We start from the raw sequence: 23360 nt of genomic DNA, 5'->3' as shown, positions 1-23360 counted from the left end.
GTCGTGGGGATGGGCTTCGACGCCACCTACTCGACGCTGATGACACCGATGTACCTGACCAGCCACGGCATCAGCCTGATCGGGGCGGGGGACTACCGAGCCGATGTCTTCCCCGTCGCTGTCGACCTGGCCCGTGAACTGCCGCTGGAGTCCCTGGTGACGCACGAGTTCCCGCTCGAGCGCCACCAGGACGCCTTCGGTCTGCTGGCCTTGGGGGGATGCGGGATACGGCGCGATGAAGGTCGTCATCCGGTCCGATCCGGCGCCCGTGGGGGCGGACGGCTGGCCTGCGAGCGACCGATGAGCACGCGCGGCCCGCTGTACGGCTCGGTGGAGTCAGGCGGAACAAAGATGGTGTGCCTGCTGGGGACGGGCCCCGACGACGTCGCCGCCCACATTCGCTTCCCCACCGGGGAGCCGGGGCCGACACTTGCCCGGGTGGTCGCGTTCTTCCGGGAGGCCGCGGCCGATCACGGGCCGCCGGCCGCGGTGGGCGTCGCGTCCTTCGGCCCGCTGGAGCTGCGCCGCTCCCACCCCCGGTACGGGTTTGTTACGAACACGCCCAAACCCGGCTGGAGCAACGTGGACGTCCAGGGCAGGCTCGCGCGTGAGCTGGGTGTTCCCGTGACGATCGACACCGATGTCAACGGGGCCGCGCTGGGCGAGGGCCGGTGGGGCGCGGCACGTGGGCTGGAGACCTTCGTGTACATCACGGTCGGTACCGGGGTCGGCGGTGCGGCGGTTGTCGGCGGCCGGCCGGTGCGCGGGCTGGTGCACACCGAGATCGGCCATGTGGCGGTGGCACGGCAGCCGGGGGACGGGTTCGCGGGCAACTGCCCCTTCCACGGGGACTGTCTGGAGGGCATGGCGAGCGGACGGGCGGCCGCCGCCCGCTGGGGGCGGCCGGCGGAAGAACTCGCCGGTCAGGAGCTTCGCAGGGCGGTCGAACTGGAGGCGGCCTATCTGGCCGAGGGGCTGCGCAACGTCGTCTACTGCACCGCGCCCGAGCGGATCGTGATCGGGGGCGGGATGTCGGTGCTGCCGGGACTGTTCCCCCTGGTACGGGCCGAGTTGGCGAAGCGGCTCGCCGGGTATCCGGGCCTGCCGGAACAGGCGGCGGACGACTTCGTCGTGTCAGCCGCGCTCGGTTCGATGGCAGGCCCGGCGGGCGGTCTCGTCCTGGCTGCCCGGGCCGCGACCATCGCACGCCAGGACGGAGCGTCGCCGGACGACACGTCGCCGAACGCCGCCGCGGCAGACGCTGCCCAGAACCGCGCGAATGTCGCCCAGAACCGCGTGTACGTGGACCGGCCTCGTCACGAGGAGAACCGGACGCACGGCAGGAGAACGGGTGAGACGGCGATCAGCGATTCCGTCCGTCTCGAGACCGATGTCCGTGCCTGGCTGCTCCACGACGCGCTGCCGGGTGACAGCGTGCGGCACGCGCGTCCGCTTCCCGGCGGGTACACCAACGAGTCGATCCTGCTGACAACCCGTAGAAACGAGCGCTATGTCCTGCGCCGTTACGGTTCGGGCGGAGGCGGGACGGCGGTGCGGCGCAACCCCTGCGAGGTGGAGGCCGCCCTGCTGACGCGGCTGCACGGCCGGGTCCCGGTGCCCGAACTCGTGGCCGCGGACTCGGACGGCCGGGCGACGGGCCGTCCGGCCCTCGTCTACCGTTTCGTCCAGGGCGTCACGTTGTCCGGACCGCTGGCGGATGCCTCTGCGGAGGGTGCGGATTCCCTGGGCCGGGAGGTCGGCGCGGCACTGGCCCGCATCGGCATGTTCGCTCTGCCCGGGCCGGGATACTTCGAGGAAGCCTCGCTCGTGCCCCGGCCGGTGAGGCGGGATGTCACGAGCGATCTGCCGGAATTCGTGGAGAGGCTCCTCTCGGCGGCGCGGCACCCGGACGGACGGCCCGGCGGCACCGGTCGCGCCGCGCAACGCCTCAGCTCCTCCGACGTGGCGACGCTGCGGTGGCTGGCCGAGAGGAGCGCGCGGCCGTGCGCCGCCGTGTGCGGCCAGCGCAGCCTCGTCCACAACGACTTCAACCCGAAGAACGTGCTGGTCGAGCGGCGGAGTGACGACCGCTGGCAGGTGGCCGCGGTGCTCGACTGGGAACTGGCCTTCAGCGGTTCGCCGCTGGTGGACATCGGCAACATGCTGCGCTTCGCCGACGACTACCCGACGGCCTTCTCCCGGGGGTTGACGGACGCCTTCCAGGCCGGCGGCGGTCTGCTGCCACCGGACTGGCCGCGGATCAGTCGTGCCCTCGATCTCTTCGCGTTGACGGACATCCTGACCCGTCCCCCGGACGACGACCTGTTCGCCCGGGCCCGGGCCGTCATGCTGCGCCACGCGGCCCACGAGAGAGAGCTCCGCCGTTCCCCTTCCAACCAGATCTCGCCGTTCATCTGACCCGTTCACGCGTCGCACGCACCTCGATCGAGACCGAACGGCGGGCGGCGGACGGCTTCCTGTATCGCTCCGCGAAAACTCCGTGAGGCGTTTCTCGCGTCGATCACCGAAGGAGTTCCAAGATGACGGAAACAGCGCGGGGACAGGAGCTCCTGACCCCGACACCCGAATGCAGGTGCAACGGCACACCGCCGACTCCCGAACAGACCGAGGGGCCGTACTACAAGCCCTGCACCCCGTACAAGACAAACTTCCGCAACGATGTCGGGGCTGGTACGCCCATGGTACTGTCCGGCCGTGTCGTGGGGCTGGACGGAAAACCGGTCGGCGGTACGCTGCTGGACTTCTGGCAGGTCGGCGACGAGGGTGTGTACGACGAGGAGGGCTTCACCCTGCGCGGACACCAGTTCGCCGACACCGCGGGGAACTGGCGGCTGGAAACCGTCCTGCCGGCCGTCTACCCGGGCCGTACCCGCCACGTCCACGTGAAGGTGCAGCCGCCCGGCGGCGCGGTGCTGACGACGATGCTGTACTTCCCGGGAGAGCGCAGAAACCGTCTGGACAGGCATTTCCGGCCGGAATGCCTCATGAACGTCCGCGAGGCGGCGGAGGGCTGGGAAGGGAGTTTCACCTTCGTTCTTCCCGTCTGAGCGCGGCCACGAGGCCGGCGGAATCGCGCCGGATGAACTCCGGCATTCGACGGCCGTCGCCCACACCAAGGGGGCGGTAAGCTTGTACGACACGCGGCGAATCCAGGACCTGCTCCACCACCAGGTCAGCGACTACATGATGCACCACGGTGACGGCATCTACCTGTACGACACCGAGGGCAGGGCGTACATCGACTGTGCCTCCGCCACCTTCAATCTCAGCCTCGGCTACAGCCACCCCGAAATCATCAAGGCCATCCGTGAGCAGGCCGATCTACTGATCCACGCCACTTCGACGTTCCAGACCAGGCCCGTCGACGAACTCGTCCGCAGGCTTGTCGCGGTGTCACCGCCGAACCTCACGCGGGTGCACCTGAAGGTGTCGGGGGGTTCCACCGCGAACGAGGGCGCGGTGAAGATGGCACAGGTCCACACTGGCCGCCGTGACGTGATCACCCTGTTTCGCAGCCACCACGGCCAGACCCTGCTGACGACGGCGATGTCCGGGGAGGCGTTCCGCAGGGAGCCGTTCCCGCTGCTCGTCCCCGGGGTCGTCCATGTCCCCGACCCGTACTGCCGGCGCTGCTTCTACCGGCAGCGGCCGGACACCTGCGGTCTGCTGTGCGCGGAACGGATCAACGACTTCATCGATCACGCGTCCTCGGGGAGTGTCGCCTGCGTCGTCGTCGAACCGGTGTCCGGCTCCGGCGGCAACATCGTGCCACCGGACGGATACCTGGCGGCGCTGCGCCGCATCTGCGACGAGCGGGGCATCGTCCTGGTCTTCGACGAGGTCCAGACCGGTATCGGCCGCACCGGGCACATGTTCGCCGCGGACCACTTCGATGTGCGGCCCGACATCATCACCACGTCCAAGGGGCTGGGCGGTTCCGGAGCCCAGGTCGCGGCGATCCTCACCAGCGGGGAGTTCTCCGGGCTCGGTGGCGAGTTCCACTCGTTCACGTACGGCGGCAACCTCCTGGCTGCGGCGGCCGCCGCCCGGACCCTCGAGATCGTCTCCCGGCCTGCCTTCCTGGCGAACGTCCGCGCGGTCGGGGCGCACATCATGCGGCGGCTGCGCGGCATGGCCCAGCGGTACCCCTGCGTCGACGACGTGCGGGGACTGGGCCTGATGATCGGAATCGAACTCACCGATCGTGATGGCCAGCCCGCCACCTCGCTGACACGGCATCTCGCGCGCAGCGGCATGGAGCACGGCCTGATCCTGCGCACCTCCCGCTACGGACGCGGAAACGTGCTGAAGATACGGCCGCCTCTGATCATCACAATCGAGGAGGCGGACCTGCTCTGCGACCGCCTGGAGACCCTCGTCGCCCAGGAGGCGCAGTGACCCTCGTCGCCTGGAGGGGCGCGGGGCGACGGACGTCACCTGGAGAGGTGCAGTAACGAACGGCAGGAGGGCCCGGATGGACGATCACGGGTGGCAGGGCTGGCGGGAGTACCTGCTCGGCCTCGCCCGGCTGGTGCGCGGCGAGATCACCGCGGGCCGAGCCCTGACGGAGAACCGCGGCGTACGCGGTCACTCGCCCGGTGGTGACGCCCAGTTCGGGATCGACGACGTGGCCGAGCGCGCCGTGTGGAAGTACGTCGTCGAGCGGGACCTGCCTATGGCCGTGTTCTCCGAGGACCGCGGCCTGCGCGAGCACGGCCGCGCCCCACGGCACCTGCTGGTTGTCGACCCCATCGACGGCACCCGCTCCGCCGTGGCCGGGCTGGAGTCCGCCACCGTCGCCGTCGCCGTCGCCCGCCTCACCGCGCGTCCCCGGATCGCGGACGTGCGGCACGCGCTGCTGATGGAGTGGAAGACCGGTGCCTGCCTGTACGCCGAGAGGGACACCCCCGGGGTGGTCGCGCACGGGTACGACCACCCCGTGCCCGCCCCGACCCGCACCACGGACCCGTCACGGATGTTCTGGTCGCTGGAGTTCAACGGGCACCCGGCCCGGCTGATGACCGAGGCATACGGACATCTCATCGACCTGTCGGCCAACACGGGGGGCGTGTTCGTCTTCAGCAGTGCCACCTACTCCATCTCCCGCCTGATCACCGGGCAGCTCGACGCGTACGTCGACATCGGCAACCGCCTGCTGCGGGACGACCCCGCGCTGCTCGGCGAGTTCCAGCGCGTGGGCAACGGACGCGTGCTGCACCTGTTCCCCTATGACATCGCCGCCGCCGTCCTGCTGGCCGAGAAGGCCGGCATCGTCATCACCGACGCCTACGGGCAGCCGCTGGGCGACACGGCCCTGACCGACCTGGACGTCACCAACCAGCGGTCCTGCGTGGCCGCCTCCACCCCGCAACTGCACAGGAAACTGCTCGACAGCATCGCCTGGCCCGTCCGGAAGGAGCCGGCATGACCTCGAACATTTCAGATACATCGAACATTTCGAATACCTCGAATATTTCGGGCACCTTGTGTGCCGCGGATATCACGGATGCCGGGTTCCAGCGGCTTCTCGACCGCCTCTCGGCCAGGGCCAGCAGCGACTACTACAACCCGTACACCACGTTCGACTGGCCACCGAGCCTGCCCGCGGACGAATTCTGGTTCTCGCCCGAACTGCTGTCCGTGCACGGGACGCAGTACGCCGAGAATCTCACCCCCGCCCAGCTGCGCGCCCTCAGCCGCTGGGAGAGCGTCAACTTCTACAGCCTGAACGTCCACGGAATCAGGGAACTGCTCATCGAGGTCATGCACCGGGTCCACACGCCCGGCTTCGAGACGCCGTCCGAGTTCTTCCACCACTTCATGGGTGAGGAGAACGAGCACATGTGGTTCTTCGCCACCTTCTGCCTGAAGTACGGCGGGCGAATTTACCCCAGCAAAAAACTGGGGCCGGCCGCTCCCGCCCAGGACCCGCGGCGGGAGAACTTCCTGGTGTTCGCCCGCATCCTGCTGTTCGAGCAGATCGTCGACCACTACAACGTGCACCTGGCCGCCGACGACCGGCTGCATCCCACCATCCGGCAGCTGAACCGGATTCACCACCAGGACGAGAGCCGCCACATCGCCTTCGGAGCACGGCTGGTCCAGCTGCTGTGGGAGCGGCTGCTGGCGGCCGGGCTGGACGCCGAGGACCGTGCGGCCGTCAGCCGCTACCTCGCCGACTATCTCAGCGCCAGCATGGCCTCGTTCTACAACCCCGCCGCCTACCGCGACACCGGGATCCCCGACGGATTCGCGCTCCGCGGGCGGCTGCTGAACCATCCCGCCCGTCGCGCCGCCCACGAGCGCGTACTGCGCAAGAGCACGGACTTCCTCACCAGGATCGGCATCCCCCTCGCGGTGTGAGCAGGCCACCACTGCCGGGCCGCCGGCCACCACCGTCGGCGCGCCACGCGCCCGGCCTCCTTCCCGCCATCCACCAGACAGGCCCTAGGGAGGACGATGTCCCGCACCGAGTCCCACACCGGCGGGTCCCACACCGGCGGGTCCCACACCGGCGGGTCCCGTACCGAGCACACCACTGTGCCCGCCGGCTCTCCCACGGCCTGGTCCGCGTGCGACGGTCTGGCCTGCCTGGGCGGGGCGGCGACCTCGCTGCTGCGCACCCTCGACGACGTCTTCGCGGGCTGGGGCACCGCCCGCGGTGCCGAGCCGATGACGCTCCCGCCGTTGCTGCCGGCCGCGGCCCTCAGAGAACTGGACTACTTCCACAACTTCCCGCACCTCGGCAGCGTCGTCAGCGGCATCAGACCGGACCGCCTCGACCACTACGGTGCGGGGAAGGCGGTCGTCCCGATCCCCGCCCAGGATCTCAGCGATGCCACGTACCTGCTGCCGTCGGCCACCTGCTACGCGGGGTTCCTGCACTTCACCGGCACCGAGCTCGCCGGACCGGCGACCCTGGTGACCATGGTGTCCCGCTGTTTCCGCAACGAGGAGCACTACGACGGCCTGCGCCGCCTGTGGGGCTTCACCATGCGGGAGATCGTCTGTCTCGGCTCCCGTGAGGCGGTCCAGGCGCACCTCGACAACCACCACCAGGAGATCGCCGCCTTCGCCGCGTGCCTCGGGATCGAGCTGCGCCGCGTCCCCGCGACCGATCCCTTCTTCCAGAAGGACGGATCGCGTGCGGTGATGCAACTCCTCGCGCCGGTCAAGGAGGAGTACGCAAGCCGGGACGGCACGGCGGTGGCCTCGTTCAACCACCACCGGAACTTCTTCGGGGAACGCTGCGCCATCCGATACGCGGGACGGCCCGCGTTCACCGGGTGCGTCGCCTTCGGCCTGGAACGCTGGCTGCACGTCCTGGACGAACGCTTCGACGGGGACCTCGTCGCGGCCCGGGACGCGGTCCTGAAGGCGGGAGCCGTCCAGTGACCGCGCCGAGCGTGCCCGTGCTCCCCGGCCGGCTGGGACGGGCCCTCGGACTCACCCTGCCTCTGCTCCAGGCCGGGATGGGTGGCATCGCGGGACCCAGGCTGTGCGCCGAGGTGTCCCGCGCGGGCGCCGGCGGCGTACTCGCCCTCTACAGGGAACCGCCAGCCCAGGTGAGCCGTCTTGTCACCGCCACCGCCCGGACGACCACACGTCCGTTCGGCGTCAACCTCATCCCGGAGGTGGCGGGCCCGGCCACCGCCCGCGCCCAGCTCGACGCCGCACTGGACAGCCTGCCCGGGCACGCCTTCGTGACCTTCTACGGGCTCCCCGACCCGGACCTGCTGACCACGTCCGCCGGAGCGGGGCACCCGACGGTGGTTCAGGTCGGCACCGAGGCCACCGCCGAGCGGGCGCTGGAACGCGGCGCCACCATCGTCGTCCTACAGGGCAGCGAAGCGGGCGGTCACCTGCTCGGTGACCTGCCCGCCCTGCCCCTGCTGCGCGCGGTACGCAAACGCCACCCGGACGCCGTCCTCGCCGTGGCCGGCGCAGTGGCGACCGGGGCCGACCTTGCCCATGCCATCGCGGAGGGCGCGGACGGTGCCATGGCCGGCACCGTCTTCGCCGCCACCCACGAATCGGAGGCCCATCCGCTCTTCAGACGCCGGATCGTCGCGGCCGCGGCCACGGACACCGTGGTGACGACGCGTTATGACATCGGATGGCCACACCGGCCCCACCGGGTGCTGCGCAATGCCCTGACCGATTCCGAACAACGGCTTCCCGCCCGATTCGTCGCGACCGTCACGACGGCGGACGGCAGGCGCCTGCCCGTCCCCCGGTACAGCGCGACCGCGCCGTCGGTGCGCGCCGAGGGCCGGGTCGAGGACATGGCCATGTACTGCGGCCGCTCCTGCGAGCGGGTCACGGCCGTCGAACCGGTCGCTGCCCTGCTGGCCCGCTTCCGTACCGAATACGCCCTTGCCGTCCGTGACGCGCGAGGAATGACAGCCCATGCATGACACACTCAAGCCGATCGTCGACTGGCTGCGTGAACGCAACCCGGAGCTCGACGAGATCCCCACCGATCTCGATCTCATCGAGAACCGCCTTGTCGACTCGCTCGGCTTCATGGAGTTCATCCTGCTGCTGGAGGACGTCGTGGGCCACGAACTACCCGTCGCCGAACTGAGCGTCGACCAGTTCCGCACGCTCGACACCATCGAGGAGAACTTCCTCGGTGGGGAACGGAGCCATTGAACACGAGCAGGCGCCATCGAACGTGGGAAGGTGCCGCTGAATGTGGGAAGGCAGCGTGGTCTCGCTTCACGTCGCGCCCGCTCACGGCGTGCCCATGACAGAGGTCGGCGAGGTCCTCGCGGTGGCCGGCCGCGGCCTGGTAGGTGACCGCTACTTCCGCTACTTCCACGACGGAGCTGCCGGCGGGCCGTCCCGGCACGTCATCGGCCGCTCCTCCGGCGTCTGCGAGATCTCCTTCATCGACGTCGACGCCCTCACGGCCCTGAAGCACGACCACGGTGTCTTTCTCACCTCGGGAGAAGCCCGCCGCAACGTGGTCTGCCGCGGTGTTCCCCTCGACCAGTTGGTGGGCCAGGAATTCACCGTCGGCGCCGACGTCCGTGTGCGCGGCACGGCTCTCAGCGAGCCGTGCGCCCGCCTGGAACGGCTCACCCGACCGGGTGTGCTGCGCGGACTCCTCCACCGCGGCGGCCTTCGCGCGATGATTGTCAGCGGGGGAGTCCTACGAACCGGGGACCCCGTACGGCTGGGCCGCCTCTGACGGAACCGTGCCTGTCGCGTGCGCCGGCTCCCCGACCGGTGCCGATTCCTTTGTGTCTTCTGTGTCTTCCTCTGCGCCCTCCTCACTCGGCCGGTACATGCCGGGTACACACTGCCGCGTTCGATAGGCTCGTGCGGTGTCCAGCCGAGGGGTGTCGGCGGGTGCCGCGCACCGCGCGGGGGAACTGGTTGCCGTCGCCCGTGACGACCCGGCGCTGCGTCTCCGGCTCGCCGCGCAGTTCTACGACCGACGTGTCGCGGCCCGGAGCATCCGACCGTATCGGCGTGCCGAAATAGCCTTCATGCGTTGGCAGATCCAGCGCGGACTGCTGGCACCCGCCAGCGCCGCGACGCCCGGCAGCCCGTGGTGGCGGGCCGTGAACGAGTCCCTGCTCCGCGACACGGTCGAGGCAGATCTGCTGTCCAACGGCGCGTCCGGCGAGCCCAGCACGACCGCGGTGCGGCACTGGCTGGCGTTTCTGCGGCGTCCCGCTCCGGAAGCCTGGTACCGCGCGCACAACGCCAGCATCGTGGCCGGCTACCTGAACAACCGCGGGCTCGTCGCGCTCGAGACGCCGCTCGAACGGTTCTTCATGGACGTCGCGCTCCTGCGCGTCCTCTACGCGCACAGCCTGCTCAGGCGCCCCAAACTGGCACTCGGCAGGCTCGCCGTGCTCGGCGCCCTCCTGGGCGATCCGCGTCGCCGGGCGGCCGATCTCTTTCTGTCCCTCCAGAACGTCCTCCCCGACAGGTACCCCTTGGCGGACCTGACGATCGAGACGGTACTCGCCCAGGAGAACCGCCTTGCCCGCGTTTTCGACTACGGCGTTATCTCCACCCGCATCGAACTGCTGTACCGCTACGCCGCCGCCGATCTCGACGAGCCGCGGGTATCCACACTCTGCAACGGGCAGTGCCCGGTATACGCCTGGCCGTACGAGTACTGCCACGTCTGGCGGACCAACCGATCCCAGCTCGGCATCGCGTTCATACGCGCGCTGCTCGGCCCGCCGCACTGACCCGGCCCGTGCATGTTCTCGCCCGTCCCCATCGCCGGCGCTGTTCGGCTGCCCCAGATCGGCGGGCCCGGAGCGTTGAGGGTGAGACTCGGACTTTCGTTCCCGGCCAACCTCCGGCGGCGGGGACCGGGGCAGCGGACTTATAAGATCTGAAGGGCCGTAGGGGTGCGACCAGCGGGAGAAGCGAGTGGCGGACCGCTCCACACGACTGACCGAGGTCGAGGTCGCCGAGCTGGCACACGTGCTGCACAGCCTGACCGCGGCGATCCAGGTACTCGACGAGGCGGGGATGGAGCGGTCCCGCATGCCGTACTGGCAGGGGCGCAACGCCTTGGAGTTCTGGCACGAGGTCAACGTCATGCTCGACGCGGGCGTCCTGATCGACGGTCGTCGGCGGGTCCTGGCCGCCGCAGCTCGGTGGTTTCCCGCGAATGATGTCTTCCGCCGGGTCGATGAGGACCCGCACCCGCGGCCCGCTTTCGATGTCGCTACCGCGGTCCCGCCAGCGGCCCCGGGCGAGATGCCGGCGGCCGGCATCCGCAGCTTCGTCACCGCGAAGCTTCCGCCGGTCCAACGCTGGATGGACATGGACGGCCTGGTTGAGGTCGTGGCCCGTCTGCTGGCGCCGGGCGAGATACCGCTCGACGTCGCCAATGGTGCCTTCGGCCGCTCCGTCCCCGGTTCTGGCATCATGCTGCTGACTGATCATGGATTCGCGATCGCTGATCGTGTGCAGGGCAGCGGCCTCGGGCAGGTGATCCGGGTCAGTTGGCCGCTGGTGACCGAGGTCAGACTCTCCCATCGGCGGCGGGTGGTCGTCGCGGTCAGCGATGTCGAGCTGATGGCCGAGGGCAACCGGATCATATTTCGCGGAGTACTGCGGGAGCCGGCGATCCGGATAGCGGACAGGATCCGGACGAGGCTCTCCGCAGAGAGCGCGGACGCCGGTGGGTCAGCGGGCAGGTATTCGTCGAATACGGGTGGGGCCAAAGGCGTACAGGTCGGTGACGGCAACGCCCAGACAAACACCTTCCAGTGATCCGGGGGCTGTGAGCGGTCGCGGCCGCTGGGGTGGTGTACGGAGAGTGATTTTACGCGATTCGGGTTCAGGTTGTGCGGTGGCCGTGATGCGCACCGTGCGTACCCGACCACATTCGACGGACGTTCCCATAAAAGACTCGTTGATCCCTGGGAATCGCCGTGTTCGTCAACGTGATCTCCCTTGAGTGCCTCCCATATGGTAACCTGTAAAAAGGCTGGTGATTTTGCGAATATCGACATAATGTCGATATGGTTGTCGGTCGTTGTCATCCGGCGGGGTATCGTCGGGGTGAGGTGGCCGTCGTGACGGCGCACCAGACCTTCTCTGTTCTCGACTGCGTCCGGCTCGACGACAACGACGGCGTGGCCACCGACCGGCTGTCCTGCACCCCATCCGTGCCAGGTACCCGGCCGGTGGCCGTGGATCCGGTGTCCTCGGCGGAGGGTGTCGAACCGCGCCTGTCCCTGGCTCCGGGCACGGATTCTCGGCCGCCTGACGGAAGCTGGTGGCCGCGATCACTTAGCCTGGCTGCCGAACTTCCCGGCCTCGTCACGGACGAGATCCTGTGCACTGCCGGGGTGGCGTCCCCTACGTGACCGATGTGCAGTCGGCAAGTGACCGACCGTCCGCGCATCCCGGCGGGGCGACCGAGCGAGTGGTCAGTTGCGACCTCACCTTCGATGTCGGGGAACCTGCGGACGTCGCCCTCCACATCGCCGCGGCCAACGGTCGGGTGGTCCGTGCCGAGCGGCTCGACGTGACGATCGACAGGAGGGTGCTCCCGGCCGCGATCGAGCTGGCCACACCGCACGGTGGTCGACTGCATCTTCTGCGCACACCCCCGGGAATCCTGTCCGTGTCCTACCGGGCTGAACTCGCCGCTCCACCTGCCACCGCCGGACAACCGGCCACAGCCATCCGCGGTGGCCTGCCCGGCCTGCCTGGCCTGGAGCAGTTGACCTACCTGCGGGCGAGCCGCTACTGCCCGTCGGACCACGATGTCGGGTTCGCGGTCGCCGAGTTCGGCGGCCTGCCACCCGGACGGCCCCAGGCGGAGGCGATCACACAGTGGATTCACAGCCGGGTGGGCTATGTTCCGGGTTCCACCAACGTCCACAGCTCCGCCGATGACGCGCTGCTCACTGGGCAGGGAGTATGCCGCGATTTCGCCCATCTCGGGATCACCTTGTGCAGGGCTCTCCAGATACCGGCGCGCTTCGTCGCTGTGTACGCACCCGGCCTGACTCCGATGGATTTCCACGCCGTCTTCGAGGCATGGTTCGACGGCGCGTGGTGGACCTACGACGCCACCTGCCGAGCCCCCCGGGAGGGCATGGTCCGCATCGCAACCGGTCGCGATGCGGCTGACACGGCCTTCGTCAACGTCCTGCGAGGCATCGTCGCCCTCCAGTCGACGGAGGTGACCGCGACAGTCACCGGCCTGCTCCCCATCGACGACAACCTCGCCCCCCACCGGCTCTGCTGATCGCGGGCCAGGACCTGCCTGGGGGAGCAGGCCCAGCCGATCACTGCCGTTGGCGGTCAGGGGCACCGGCTGCCTGGGCGGTCCGAACGGTCTGCGATCGCTGTCAGGGGCAGACCACTGACGACGGGCGGGCCTATCCACACAGGAAGCAAAGATTGCTATGAATGATCCAAATCGACTTGACGCAATCGCCGCACGAATGCTCACCGCGCAGCGGGCCACCCGTGGCGCTCGCCACCTCGCCAATGCGGCGGTCGAACTCGGGGAACCGGTGGAGACCGCCGGTATGGCGATCATCATCAACGAGTACCGCCAAGCGTACCGCGAGGTCCACAGTGTGCTCACCAGCGGCGATCCAGCCGACATCCTCTACCTGGTAGCGCGCATGGACCCCACCCTGGCCAGCGGCTCCAGCGCCTGACGTCGGACGAGGCTCCGGTGAAGCGTTCCAGTCCGGATTCACCGGGAACGGTCTCGTCCTGGTGCAGGCAGGTGAAGAGGACCGGCCGCGCCTGTCCCCGCGCGCGGACAGCAGGCCGACGGTGAGCGCACCGTATGGCGTCGCGGGGGCTCCCGGGCTGGCTTTACCAGGCGACCGGCAGCGCGAGCGGGTAACGCCAGATGGACACCGTGTTCCACCGCACGTCCTGCGCGGGTACAGCCAGCCGCAGTCCGGGGAAACGGGTGAGCAGTGTGCCAATGGAGACCTGGAGCGTCATGCGCGCCAGATGGGATCCGAGGCAGTGGTGGCTGCCGTATCCGAAGGTCATGTGCGGGACGGGATCCTTCCGTCCGAAGTCGAGTTCGTCGGCGCGGTCGTAGACCATTTCGTCGCGGTTGGCGGTCAGATACGACACGTGCACGGTGTCACCGGCCCTGATGGTGACACCGTCGAAGTCGACGTCCTCCAGGGCCACCCGCGGAATGCCGACGCCCTGACGGAACGGGATGTACCGGAGCAACTCCTCGATGGCCTGCGGCAGTATCTCGGGATGGGCACGCAGCTGGCCAAGCTGCACGGGGTGCGTCAGCAGCGTGTAGACAATATTGCTGATGTTGTACGTGGTGGTGTCGTGACCGGTGACCAACAGGAGCATGGCCAGCACGGCCAGTTCCTCCTCATTGAGCATCTCGCCACCGATCTGTGCGGTGGCGAGCGCGCTGACCAGGTCGTCGCCGGGGACACGGCGGCGTTTTGCGGTCAGCTCGGCGAAGTAGGCCCGCAGCTCCGCCTTTGCTTTCACGGCCGAAGCCTGGTCGACGGCGCTCATGGACATCATGGCCGAGGCACACCGGCGAAGTTGGGGCCGGTCCGCTTCGGGGATGTCCATCAGCGCGCAGATCGTCATGAGCGGCAGCCGACCCGCCAGATGATCGGCGAGATCGGCCGGCGCGCCGTTCCTGGCCATTCGGGTCAGCAGTTCGTCCGTGCTCCGCTGGGTCCAGGGCCGCAGTTTCTCGACCTGGCGCGTGGTGAACGCCTTGAGAATCAGAGCACGCACTCTGTTCAGCGCGGGCGGATCCATGAGATTGATCGACTCGGACTGCGCGATGGGGGCAGGCGTGATCCGTGGGAAGTCCCGCCCGATCAGCGAGGCCCGGCTGAAACGCCGGTCCGTGGTGACTGTCCGCACGTCCGCATCGCGGGTGACCAGCCAGCAGTCGCCGTCCCCGTACGGCATCCGGACGCGGGTGACGGGGGCCTCGGCCCGCATCCGGGTCATGAAGGGGTCCGGTTCCAGAGCGTCGTCGTGCCGGAACGGGCACGTCGGCGCGGAGTTCGAGACGGACATTCCACAACCACCTTTCGGTAGGAAACTGTGATCGACATGTCCGGCGTCGACCAGGCTGCCCGGGGAACGCGAGACAGTCGATGAAAAGTCCGCGGTGGCGTCCGGTCCGGATCGGAGCGGCCGGTCCAAACTCAGGCCCGCTTTCCGACCCGGTCCGCTCTCTTTACCGTGAGGGGGTCTGCCTGCCAGCGCCCGACCGACATCTCAGCCGTGATCCCGGGGCCGAAACCCGCCAGAATACCGCATCCACCGTTCGGAACCGCGCCTTCGGTGAAGATTCGCCGAAGGGCGTCGAGTACGACGGCGCTCGCGATGTTCCCGTACTCGGTGAGCGTCGCCCTGCTGTGGCGAAACTCGTTGGGTGCGACATCGAGAAAACGGCTCAGGTCGTCCAGAATCCGGGGTCCGCCAGCGTGGACCACGTAGAAGTCCAGCAGTGACGCGTTCCAGCCGTTCTCTTCTGCCAGGTTGCGCAGGACCGGCGCCAGCGGTTCCATGGTCTTCGGGACGCGTCGGTCGAGCTGGAAATGAAAGCCGGTGGCCTTCACAGCGTAGGAAATCCATTGTTCGGTGTTCGGTATCAGGTAGGAACCGGTCCTTTCCAGGCGCATGCCCGTCCCTCCGGAGGCGCGCACCACGGCAGCCGCCACGGCGTCACCGAACAGGCCGTTCGACAGCAGGTTGCCGATCTCGACATCGGTGGGCTGGTAGCAGAGCGAGCAGAACTCGCAGGCCACGATCAGAGCGTTTGATCCGGGATGGGCGGTACAGAAGTCAAATGCGCGGTTTATCCCTGCTCCGCCAGCCGCACAGCCCAGCTGGGCAATGGGGAGCTGGCGTGTCTCCGGTCTGAATCCGAGCTTGTTGATGAGCCAGGCCGTCAGTGACGGCATCATGAACCCGGTACAGGACAGGTACACTATCATGTCGATATCGGCAGGCGACATCTCCGCATTTCGAAGCGCGCGGTGCACGACGTCCGGAACCCGCGCCCTGGCCTCTTCCGCATAGATGTGGTTTCTGGTCTCAAAACCTGGATGCTTCAGTGTCTCGTCAATCGGACGAACAATGTGACGCTTGACGACGCCGGTGTTACTTATGAGGCGCAGGGCGAGCGGGAGGGCAGGGTGATCTCTGTGCAGACGCTGAGCCAGTTCAAGAGTCTCACCCATGGTCAGGATATTTTCTGGAACCGCGACAGCCGGTTCACACAGAACAGGCATCAGCAGATTCTCCTTCAGCGCACAGGAGCCGTGGGAGGCTGTATCGTGGACGAAGCCGAGTGGTCTCCGCCCACGGTTCGACCGGTTGTGCTACTACTGCTGTCGGGCGGCGACTGAATGTGGCTGGCGCGGGCCGTGGCCGTCCGGTCAGGGGCGACAGGTCAGTGCCCGAAGGCCGCGGAGAACGCACCGATCGGACCGGGTTTCACCGGGAAACAGGACTCATCAGGACATTTCGTGTCGCGCATGGGGACGGCGGACGCCCGAGCGGGCCCCGCGTGGAGAACGCCCAGTCCCGATGGCCTCCCAGCAGCCGCCTGCGGGCAACAGGGACAGGGCCACGGAAAATACCGACTGTTCTCAGGCGTTCGGACTGCTGTTTTTCCCGTCGCGCCGGCGGCCACCGGGTGTGGTGGGCATGTTCAGGTGCCGGGGTGACAGGTTGGAGCCTTCGTGACCGACTCGGCCCCCGTGCCAATGAACAAGCTCACCAAAACCTGGAACACCGCGAGGATCAACATGGTTACTCTTCTCATACCCATCACCTCTTTTCATGGCAATGAGACCGTGGTGTTCCTTCTCGCTGTGCCGGCAAAAACTACCGGACGGGTCGCCTGTTCCTGGCAGGGGCGAAAAGAAAAACCGGACCCTGTTGTGAGGATACCCTGAACCAGTAGCCACCAAACAATAACGGCCTCGCCGCCGAGGCTGAACTGGCGGAATCGCATACTTGGCGTCGTGATGTCCCTGACGGTGGGCTTTGCGTTCAGCATTCGGTACCGATCATTTCCTGCGGCTCTCGCGCACCTCCGTCGTCTGGTGTCCCCCCGTCCCGGCGGTGGGATGTCGCCATCTCCGGCCGCCCGCGATCAGCGGTGGAAGTCCTGCTTTGCGGCCGCGGCGGACCGGGCGTGGGTGTTGTTGAACCGGCTGGTCAGACGGTTACCCGGCGCATCGTGGTGAACCCCCGGCGAACAGCGCGACCGTGAGGGCCGCGAGAACGCCGGTCAGCCCGGTGGCGCTGAGAGCGGTGAAGAAGCCGCCGATGCTCGCCCAGGCGTCGGCCCAGGTGGTGAGGAGCGTGGCGGCGAGGAGAACGATGACCTGGCCGGCGATGAAGACGGCCATGCCGATGACGTTCCAACGGCGGTAGACGATGCCGAACCACATGCCGTAGACGAACAGCAGCGCCAGGCCCACGAACGAGGTCAGCCAGGTGAGGTACCACGCTCCCCCGAGGATGTGGGCCACCCGGAAGAAGTGCATGTTCCTGCCCCATCCGCCGGTGGCCCGCTCGATGGCCTGCAGACCGGCGAGGGCGAGCCCGTAGACGGCGGCAAGGACGACAGCCAGACCGGCGGTGCCAAGATAGCAAGATAGTAGGAGCTCCGGCTGGCCCCCAGTGCTAGCCCGAACGGCAACGACCGGTAGGTGCTGAACAGCCCGCCGATGAACACCCAGACGTAGATCGTGACCAGCCCGCCGGTGTGGATGACCGGAGTCTGGGTGGCGACGATCAGGTTGACGGCGAAGCTGAACGCCATGACGCCCCAGGGCAGCCCCGCGTAGAGGGGCCACTGGACGAGATGATAACGGGCGGTGTTGCTGACAGTGCGCCAGGTGGTCATGCGCTTGTCCTCTCGTGCTGCTCCTCGCGGGCCCGGCCCGAGGCGTGGACCATCACCTGCTGCAGCGACAGGGGCTCCAGGCGCAGGTGCAGGTCGCGGGCGCAGCGCAGGTCACCCTCCTCGAGGGCCCCGGCGACGACGACGGTCTCCTGGGCGCCGACCCTGCGGCGATCCCAGACAGGGCGGCCGGCGACAAGCTCTCCACCGCGGCGACCGGGCCGCTCACGGTCACGAACGCGCCACGGAGGTCGTCGGTGTCGGCGTCGAGAACGACCCGTCCGCGGTCGATCACCACGACTCGCTCCAGCAGTCCGGCGACCTCGTCGATCAGATGGGTGGACAGCACCATCGCACGGGGGTGCTCGGCGTACTCGGCGAGCAGACGGTCGTAGAACAGCTGGCGGGCGACCGCGTCGAGACCGGCGTAGGGCTCGTCGAACAGCGTCACCTCGGCTCGTGCCGCCAGGCCGAAATCGCCGATCAGCGTCTCGGCCAGTTCGGCACTCCAGTTCGGACAGGACCACGAGGCCGCCTTCAGGACGTGGCGGACCCTGATGTCGGGGAAGGTCTGGTCCTCGCGGACGAACACCATGCGGCGAAGGACCGCGTCATTCTCGATCGGGCTGGCACCGAGCACCAGAACCTGCCCGGCCGAGGGGAACTCCTGGGCGCGACGATGCGCAGCAGGGTGGTCTTGCCAGCGCCGTTGCGGCCCAGCAGCCCGGTGATGGACGGCCCTTCGACGGTGAGCGTGACGTCGTCGAGGGCGAGGTGGTCGCGGTAGCGGCGGGTCAGACCGGCCACCGAGATCGTCGCGGTCATGGTCTGATCCCTTCCTCGGTGTGGCTGGCTTCCCGGATCAGCGTCACCAGTTCGTCGGCGTCGAACCCGAGCCGGTGCGCTTCGGCAACCAGCGGCTGCACGTAGCGTTCGGCGAACCGCTTGCGGCGTTCCGCGAGCAGTCGCTCACGGGCGCCGGCCGCCACGAACATGCCGATCCCTCGGCGCTTCTCCAACAGCCCGTCGTCGGTCAGCACGTTGATGCCCTTGGCCGCGGTGGCGGGATTGATCCGGTGGTAGGCGGCCAGCTCGTTGGTCGACGGCACCCGTTCGCCCTCCGCGAGGGCGCCATCGGCGATCTGGTCAGCCAGCCGTTCGGCGATCTGGGTGAACAGCGGTGCTCCGTCATCGAGCACATCGACCCTCCAGCTCTCGACAGTGGGACGGTTCATTGGCTAGTTGGTTCATTGGTTAGTTACTTTACTATGGCACCGACGAAGCTGATCCCGTCAAGGGCAGGTGAGATGACGGAGCAGAGCCGCTGCGAGGCGCCGCGCAGCCGCCTGCAACGCGGTTCCGCCTGGGGGTTGTGAAGATCGGAGAGGGGACGGTTTATAGTCCGTCGGTGCCGATCACTGAGGTTGACGTTTCATGATGGGGCGGACGCACGTGCTGAGCGGGGCGGTGGTCTGGTTGGCGGCCGCGCCCGCGCTGTCCCGGGGGGAGTGGCTGGGCTCGCAGCGATTGCTGGGCTTACACACCGGGTCCCTGTCCACCGCCCAGCTGGCCGCCGGCGCGGTGGTGTCCGCGGGCGCGGCGCTGCTGCCCGACATCGACCATCCCAGCGGCCGGATCGCCAACACCTTCGGGCCGGTCACCCACACGATGTGCAAGCTGATCGGCCGGGCCAGCGGCGGCCACCGGCACGCCACCCACTCGATCCTGTTCGCGCTCGCCATGGGCGCGCTCATGAGCACGCTGGCCGTCCACGCCGAGTACGCCTGGTGGGCCGCGCTGTTCGTCCTCGTCGGCTTCGGGCTGCGCGGTCTCGGACTGGACTTCGAACGGCAGGGGCGCCTGTCCTCCGTCATCGACTGCGTGGTCGCCGGGCTCGCGGTCTTCCTCATGCACGATCTCGACATGAGCTTCGCCGGTTACGCGGTGGCACTGGGATGCCTCGCCCATCTGGCCGGGGACTGCCTGACCCCGCGCGGCTGCCCCCTGCTCTGGCCGGTCGGCCGGCGGATGGAGATCCCTCTGATCCCCCGGACGGGCGGCAGGGCCGAGGAACGGGTGGTCATACCGCTGCTGGCCGTCGCCGCCATCGCCCTGACCGCGTGGACCGTGTCGGACGGGATCCCGTTCTCCCCGCTCACCGGCTGACCAGCGGTAGGTCGCCTGTTCGTCCACCTGACATGCCGTGGCACGTAGGTCGATCTGATGCGTCGTGATACCGCCGGTTGGCACGGGTGGGCCGGGTTACTGCGTTGGGTCGAACGCGGTGACGGTGCGGTCGTGGTGAGCGGCCGTCCCGCGAACGTCACGAGAGTCCATGAGGGCCAGGACCATCCGCGCCGAACCAGCCGACTTCTGAATTTTTGATTCTATCACTTTTTGATCAATAGGATTTCTGGTTATATCGTTCTATGATCAACCAGCGGGTGGCCGGCGGGTCACCCCTGTGTGCGGCTCTGCCACATCTCGGACGTATCGCCGCGGATGCTGGCCGGACGGGTCGACAGCCACAGGCTCCCCGAGCGGCGCGAGCTGGTTGACGAGCCACCCATGACAGCCCCCGGCAAGAGACAGACAGCCATCGGCAAGAGACAGAGGTTCCGGCCGCGCGCGCTCGCGCGCCGCGAGGAGGCAACGGCATGACCAGCCCTGGCACGATCACCACCCTCGCGGGCAGCCACGGCGCGCTCGCGCTGCACCGCTGGAGCGCGCAGCAGCCGTCGTTCGTCGCGCTGCTGGCCCACGGGTACGGCGAGCACGCGGGCCGCTACGACCACGTGGCGCGCAGGCTCAGCGATGCCGGCGGCGCGGTGTACGCGCCCGACCACATCGGGCACGGCCGTTCCGAGGGCGAGCGGGCACACGTCGAGCTGCTCGAGGACATCGTCACCGACCTGGGCACGGTCGCGAAGCACGCCACGGCGGAACACCCCGGTCTGCCGGTGGTCCTCATCGGCCATTCGCTGGGCGGCATCGTCTCGGTGCGGTACGTGCAGCGCGCCGTCGGCCCGGTGGACGCGCTGGTGCTCTCCGGCCCGGTGATCGGCGGCAACCCGGCGATCACCGCCCTGCTCGACCTGGACCCGATTCCGGACGTTCCGCTCGACCCGGCCGCGCTCTCACGCGATCCCGCGGTCGGCGCGGCCTACGCGGCGGACCCGCTGGTCTACCACGGCCCGTTCCACCGTGAGTCGCTGCAGACCCTCAAGGACGTCGTCGCCACGATCGCGGCCGGCCCGGGCCTCGGGGACCTGCCCACGCTGTGGATACACGGCGAGCTCGACCCGCTGGCCCCGCTCGCCGAGACCCGCGCGGCGTTCGAGCGCATCGGCGGTTCGAACCTGCGGCAGAAGGTGTACCCGGGAGCCCTGCACGAGATCTTCAACGAGACGAACTCGGACGAGGTTCTCGACGACGTCGTCGCCTTTGTGCGGGAGGCCGTGCCCGCGCGGTGACGCGGCGGATGCCGCCGACACCGGACGGGGTCGGCGGCATCCTGCGGGTCACAGCTCGCGGGCCGTCACAGCCCGCGAGCCAGATCCAGCACCTCGTCGAAGCCGTCGCGCAGATAGGCCGCGAAGACCTTCTCGTCGTCGATCACGTCGGGGTTGGCGTTGATCCCCACGCAGCACGTGCCCTCGTAGGACAGCATGGTCACCATCGCGGCCACTCCCGGCCGTGGGCCCATCGGGTAGACCCGCAGCACGCGGGAGCCTGCCAGGTAGAGGCTGCGCCCGATGCCGGCGAGGTTGGAGGCCTGCAGGTCCGACACGGTGGTCATGCTGCCCGCGATCTCGATCAGCAGGGCGCGGGGGAGCCGGCCGAGCACCGGCGCGATGAGGTCGAGGAACCCGATCGCGGGCTCGGTGCGGGCCGTCGCCACGGCGGCGCGGATCGCGGCGATCCGTACCCGGGGGTCGGGATCGCCTACCGGGACGGCGAACCGGGCCCCGGCGAACCGGTTGCCGCCCATCGGGTCGTTGTCGGTGCGCAGGCTCACCGGCATGCCGATCGGTATCTGGTCGACGAAGACGTCGTGGTGCTCGTGGAACCGGCGGAACGCGCCCAGCAGCGCGGCCAGGAACGCGTCGTTGACGGTGCCGCCCGCGGCCCGTCCCGCCGCTTTGAGCTGTTCGAGTGGCACGTCGTGGGCGATCAGCCGGTAGCCGGTGCCGTCGTTGTTCAACACGGGTGACCGCGCGACGTCGGGCGGGGTCAGCACGCGGCGCAGCGACGCCCCGAAGCGGACGGTGTCGACAGCCGTGCCGACCGGGTCGGCAACCACCCGCCCGAGCGTCCGCACGGCACCCCGGGCCGCCGAGCCCGCCGCTCCGGCCAGGACGCCCGGCAGCCGCCCGGCCAGCAGCGAGATGGGTGTCTCCACCGGCCGAGGTGGCGGGAGCGGGCTTGAGTCGGGTTCCTCCCGTTCGGGGCCGCGCCCGTGGGTGAGGTTGAGCAGCTGGACCAGTCCGAGCCCGTCGGTCAGGCTGTGGTGCAGCTTCAGGAGGTAACCGGCGCGGCCGTCACGCAGGCCGGTGACGAGCGTGGCCTCCCACGGCGGCCGGTTCGAGTCGAACGGCCGGGCCGCCGCGGCGGCGGCGATCTCGAACAGCTCGCTGTTGGAGCCGTCGCCGGGCACCCGGATCCGCTGGAGGTGGTAGTCGAGGTCGAAGTGCGGGTCCGGCGACCACGCCGGAGGAACGAGCGGCAGCAGCGGCTCGATCACCCGCTCGCGTAAGCGGGGCACCCGCAGCGTGAGCCGATCGTGGGCCGCGCGCAGGCGTTCCCACTCCGGGGCCCTGTCGAGGATCTCGACCAGGACCCCGGAGGAGCGGGTGCGCAGGTCGCCCTCCGCGCGCCACATCAGGGCTTCCCACCAGCTCATGTCCGCCGGGCCGCCCCAGCTCAAGCGGGCGGCGCCGATGGCCGGGGGGCTGTGGTCGGTCATAGGGCTGCTCCCTTGGGCTCGGCTTGCGGCCGCGTCTGGTCCACGGAAGCGGTTTCCGGTCTCGTCTGGTCCACGGAGGCGGCGATCTCGAGGATCTGCCGGGCGACCGTGGCAGGCTCGTCGTACATCGGGACGTGACCGATACCCGGCTGCTGGATCAGCTCGGCCCCCGGCAGCCGCTCCAGCATCGGCACGCCGAAGTGCTCGAAGGGGATGACCCGGTCCGGCCGCGCCCACACGACCCGTATCGGGTAGTCATGGTCGGCGGGCAGCGGCTGGAGGTGGGCGTGCGGCAGGGTGCGCAGGAGCGGGTCGACGGCGGGGGCGTGGGCGCTGGCCCGGATGGTCAGGGCCACCGCCTGCGGGTCGACCCGCTCGGGGTGCGCCACCTGTGTCGCCAGGAGCAGACGGCGCAGCCACGGGGTGTCCGCGATCAGGTCGGCGTGCGCCGAGTACCGCGCCAGCGTGGCCACGGACAGGCGGATACCCAGTGCCACCGCGGCGATCCGGCATTGTGAGGTCCACGCCCCGGCCGGGCTGAACAGCACCAGTGAGCGGGCGCGGCCGCGGCGGGCCAACTCGATGGCGATCCAGCCGCCGAGGGAGTTGCCGACGACGTGCACGCGGTCCCAGCCGGCCCGGTCGAGCTCGGCCTCCACCCCGTCGACGAGCACGTCGAGCGTGACCGGGACCCCCGGCGGGAGCGGCTCCCCGCCGCCGTGGCCCAGCAGGGTCGGAGCGAGGACGTCGTGGTGCGGCTCCAGCAGCGGCAACACCGGGTCCCAGGCGGGCCACGTACCGCCGACACCGTGCAGCAACAGCAGGGGCGAGCCTGATCCGGCGCGGTACCGGGGTGCGGGGAGCTGCGGTGGCTCCTGGTCACGCACCGCCGCCTGGGACAGCCGGCGCCGTAGCACCGCCGCGGAGACGGCACCGCCCGTGACCGCCACGATTCCCCACTTCGCATTTACCATGACTCACCCTTCAGCT

General features: G+C 69.0%; 22 protein-coding genes and 1 pseudogene. 16 read left to right on the top strand and 7 right to left on the bottom strand.

Annotated features, from left to right (window positions below):
• From CM1CMNOD_RS11940 to CM1CMNOD_RS11875, 14 genes are all read left to right on the top strand, one after another.
• Positions 1–2418, top strand: a 2418-nt coding sequence (locus CM1CMNOD_RS11940; RefSeq protein WP_131773984.1) for an ROK family protein, incomplete at its 5' end; no start/stop codon positions are given.
• Between the two features lie 122 nt (positions 2419–2540).
• A complete protein-coding gene (locus tag CM1CMNOD_RS11935) occupies positions 2541–3068 on the top strand; it encodes an intradiol ring-cleavage dioxygenase (protein ID WP_013873888.1) in 528 nt (175 codons plus the stop codon).
• Positions 3069–3204: 136 nt separating this feature from the next.
• On the top strand, positions 3205–4419 hold the full coding sequence (locus CM1CMNOD_RS11930; protein WP_050803786.1) for an aminotransferase class III-fold pyridoxal phosphate-dependent enzyme: 1215 nt from the start codon (positions 3205–3207) through the stop codon (positions 4417–4419).
• A 76-nt stretch (positions 4420–4495) separates the two neighbouring features.
• Positions 4496–5449: an inositol monophosphatase family protein gene (locus CM1CMNOD_RS11925; protein WP_013873886.1), complete on the top strand. Its 954-nt coding sequence runs from the start codon at positions 4496–4498 to the stop codon at positions 5447–5449.
• The gene (locus tag CM1CMNOD_RS11920) at positions 5446–6384 is read left to right on the top strand and encodes a diiron oxygenase (RefSeq protein ID WP_013873885.1); all 939 of its coding nucleotides are present in this window, start codon (positions 5446–5448) and stop codon (positions 6382–6384) included. Before CM1CMNOD_RS11925 ends, CM1CMNOD_RS11920 begins: the two co-directional genes overlap by 4 nt.
• 96 nt (positions 6385–6480) lie before the next feature.
• Complete coding sequence (locus tag CM1CMNOD_RS11915; RefSeq protein WP_013873884.1) at positions 6481–7416, top strand: tRNA synthetase class II (G H P and S); 936 nt, start codon at positions 6481–6483, stop codon at positions 7414–7416.
• Positions 7413–8438 carry an NAD(P)H-dependent flavin oxidoreductase gene (locus CM1CMNOD_RS11910; protein WP_013873883.1) on the top strand — a complete coding sequence of 342 codons (1026 nt, stop codon included), beginning with the start codon at positions 7413–7415 and terminating at the stop codon, positions 8436–8438. The genes CM1CMNOD_RS11915 and CM1CMNOD_RS11910 overlap by 4 nt, the downstream gene beginning before the upstream one ends.
• Positions 8431–8676, top strand: a complete 246-nt coding sequence (locus CM1CMNOD_RS11905) for an acyl carrier protein (protein ID WP_013873882.1) — start codon at positions 8431–8433, stop codon at positions 8674–8676. Before CM1CMNOD_RS11910 ends, CM1CMNOD_RS11905 begins: the two co-directional genes overlap by 8 nt.
• A 55-nt stretch (positions 8677–8731) precedes the next feature.
• A complete protein-coding gene (locus CM1CMNOD_RS11900) occupies positions 8732–9217 on the top strand; it encodes an MOSC domain-containing protein (protein WP_202797622.1) in 486 nt (161 codons plus the stop codon).
• A 136-nt stretch (positions 9218–9353) separates the two neighbouring features.
• On the top strand, positions 9354–10235 hold the full coding sequence (locus CM1CMNOD_RS11895; RefSeq protein WP_013873880.1) for a hypothetical protein: 882 nt from the start codon (positions 9354–9356) through the stop codon (positions 10233–10235).
• A gap of 187 nt (positions 10236–10422) precedes the next feature.
• Positions 10423–11274: an effector-associated domain EAD1-containing protein gene (locus CM1CMNOD_RS11890; RefSeq protein WP_013873879.1), complete on the top strand. Its 852-nt coding sequence runs from the start codon at positions 10423–10425 to the stop codon at positions 11272–11274.
• Positions 11275–11579: 305 nt separating this feature from the next.
• Positions 11580–11873: a DUF5994 family protein gene (locus CM1CMNOD_RS11885; protein ID WP_013873878.1), complete on the top strand. Its 294-nt coding sequence runs from the start codon at positions 11580–11582 to the stop codon at positions 11871–11873.
• Entirely contained in the window at positions 11870–12763 is an 894-nt protein-coding gene (locus CM1CMNOD_RS11880; RefSeq protein WP_237702747.1) for a transglutaminase-like domain-containing protein, read from the top strand. Before CM1CMNOD_RS11885 ends, CM1CMNOD_RS11880 begins: the two co-directional genes overlap by 4 nt.
• 160 nt (positions 12764–12923) lie before the next feature.
• Complete coding sequence (locus tag CM1CMNOD_RS11875) at positions 12924–13184, top strand: hypothetical protein (RefSeq protein WP_085948557.1); 261 nt, start codon at positions 12924–12926, stop codon at positions 13182–13184.
• A gap of 163 nt (positions 13185–13347) precedes the next feature.
• Here the strand turns inward: CM1CMNOD_RS11875 and CM1CMNOD_RS11870 are convergent, their stop codons facing one another.
• The 5 genes and pseudogenes from CM1CMNOD_RS11870 to CM1CMNOD_RS11850 form a co-directional block, all read right to left on the bottom strand.
• Entirely contained in the window at positions 13348–14556 is a 1209-nt protein-coding gene (locus CM1CMNOD_RS11870; RefSeq protein WP_013873875.1) for a cytochrome P450, read from the bottom strand.
• Positions 14557–14687: 131 nt separating this feature from the next.
• On the bottom strand, positions 14688–15779 hold the full coding sequence (locus CM1CMNOD_RS11865) for a type III polyketide synthase (RefSeq protein WP_013873874.1): 1092 nt from the start codon (positions 15777–15779) through the stop codon (positions 14688–14690).
• A 942-nt stretch (positions 15780–16721) separates the two neighbouring features.
• Positions 16722–17045: a hypothetical protein gene (locus tag CM1CMNOD_RS23120; RefSeq protein ID WP_237702746.1), complete on the bottom strand. Its 324-nt coding sequence runs from the start codon at positions 17043–17045 to the stop codon at positions 16722–16724.
• A gap of 358 nt (positions 17046–17403) precedes the next feature.
• Positions 17404–18229, bottom strand: a pseudogene (locus tag CM1CMNOD_RS11855) (ATP-binding cassette domain-containing protein).
• Complete coding sequence (locus tag CM1CMNOD_RS11850; RefSeq protein WP_013873872.1) at positions 18226–18603, bottom strand: GntR family transcriptional regulator; 378 nt, start codon at positions 18601–18603, stop codon at positions 18226–18228. Before CM1CMNOD_RS11850 ends, CM1CMNOD_RS11855 begins: the two are co-directional and overlap by 4 nt.
• Positions 18604–18838: 235 nt before the next feature.
• Here CM1CMNOD_RS11850 and CM1CMNOD_RS11845 point away from each other — a divergent pair, with 235 nt between their 5' ends.
• Both CM1CMNOD_RS11845 and CM1CMNOD_RS11840 read left to right on the top strand, forming a co-directional pair.
• A complete protein-coding gene (locus tag CM1CMNOD_RS11845; protein ID WP_013873871.1) occupies positions 18839–19570 on the top strand; it encodes a metal-dependent hydrolase in 732 nt (243 codons plus the stop codon).
• Positions 19571–20061: 491 nt separating this feature from the next.
• The gene (locus CM1CMNOD_RS11840) at positions 20062–20877 is read left to right on the top strand and encodes an alpha/beta hydrolase (protein ID WP_013873870.1); all 816 of its coding nucleotides are present in this window, start codon (positions 20062–20064) and stop codon (positions 20875–20877) included.
• Positions 20878–20942: 65 nt separating this feature from the next.
• Here CM1CMNOD_RS11840 and CM1CMNOD_RS11835 read toward each other — a convergent pair whose 3' ends face one another.
• Both CM1CMNOD_RS11835 and CM1CMNOD_RS11830 read right to left on the bottom strand, forming a co-directional pair.
• On the bottom strand, positions 20943–22370 hold the full coding sequence (locus CM1CMNOD_RS11835; RefSeq protein WP_013873869.1) for a wax ester/triacylglycerol synthase domain-containing protein: 1428 nt from the start codon (positions 22368–22370) through the stop codon (positions 20943–20945).
• Positions 22367–23344, bottom strand: coding sequence for an alpha/beta fold hydrolase (locus tag CM1CMNOD_RS11830; RefSeq protein ID WP_013873868.1), 978 nt, complete (start codon positions 23342–23344; stop codon positions 22367–22369). Before CM1CMNOD_RS11830 ends, CM1CMNOD_RS11835 begins: the two co-directional genes overlap by 4 nt.
• Positions 23345–23360: the final 16 nt, after the last annotated feature.

This window comes from Protofrankia symbiont of Coriaria myrtifolia (genome assembly GCF_900634755.1).
In the GTDB taxonomy this organism is placed as follows: Bacteria; Actinomycetota; Actinomycetes; order Frankiales; family Frankiaceae; genus Protofrankia; species Protofrankia coriariae.
Note: the sequence above shows the minus strand (reverse complement) of the source record. Positions and strands in the feature narration are given on the sequence as shown.

Excerpts from the sequence above, each read along its gene's own strand:
- CM1CMNOD_RS11935 (WP_013873888.1), top strand. The coding sequence starts at position 2,541 with ATGACGGAAACAGCGCGGGGACAGGAGCTCCTGACCCCGACACCCGAA.
- CM1CMNOD_RS11840 (WP_013873870.1), top strand. The coding sequence starts at position 20,062 with ATGACCAGCCCTGGCACGATCACCACCCTCGCGGGCAGCCACGGCGCG.
- CM1CMNOD_RS11920 (WP_013873885.1), top strand. The coding sequence starts at position 5,446 with ATGACCTCGAACATTTCAGATACATCGAACATTTCGAATACCTCGAAT.
- CM1CMNOD_RS11835 (WP_013873869.1), bottom strand. The coding sequence starts at position 22,370 with ATGACCGACCACAGCCCCCCGGCCATCGGCGCCGCCCGCTTGAGCTGG.
- CM1CMNOD_RS11830 (WP_013873868.1), bottom strand. The coding sequence starts at position 23,344 with ATGGTAAATGCGAAGTGGGGAATCGTGGCGGTCACGGGCGGTGCCGTC.
- CM1CMNOD_RS11875 (WP_085948557.1), top strand. The coding sequence starts at position 12,924 with ATGAATGATCCAAATCGACTTGACGCAATCGCCGCACGAATGCTCACC.
- CM1CMNOD_RS11865 (WP_013873874.1), bottom strand. The coding sequence starts at position 15,779 with ATGCCTGTTCTGTGTGAACCGGCTGTCGCGGTTCCAGAAAATATCCTG.
- CM1CMNOD_RS11925 (WP_013873886.1), top strand. The coding sequence starts at position 4,496 with ATGGACGATCACGGGTGGCAGGGCTGGCGGGAGTACCTGCTCGGCCTC.
- CM1CMNOD_RS23120 (WP_237702746.1), bottom strand. The coding sequence starts at position 17,045 with ATGCACTTCTTCCGGGTGGCCCACATCCTCGGGGGAGCGTGGTACCTC.
- CM1CMNOD_RS11930 (WP_050803786.1), top strand. The coding sequence starts at position 3,205 with ATGATGCACCACGGTGACGGCATCTACCTGTACGACACCGAGGGCAGG.
- CM1CMNOD_RS11915 (WP_013873884.1), top strand. The coding sequence starts at position 6,481 with ATGTCCCGCACCGAGTCCCACACCGGCGGGTCCCACACCGGCGGGTCC.
- CM1CMNOD_RS11905 (WP_013873882.1), top strand. The coding sequence starts at position 8,431 with ATGCATGACACACTCAAGCCGATCGTCGACTGGCTGCGTGAACGCAAC.
- CM1CMNOD_RS11870 (WP_013873875.1), bottom strand. The coding sequence starts at position 14,556 with ATGTCCGTCTCGAACTCCGCGCCGACGTGCCCGTTCCGGCACGACGAC.
- CM1CMNOD_RS11845 (WP_013873871.1), top strand. The coding sequence starts at position 18,839 with ATGATGGGGCGGACGCACGTGCTGAGCGGGGCGGTGGTCTGGTTGGCG.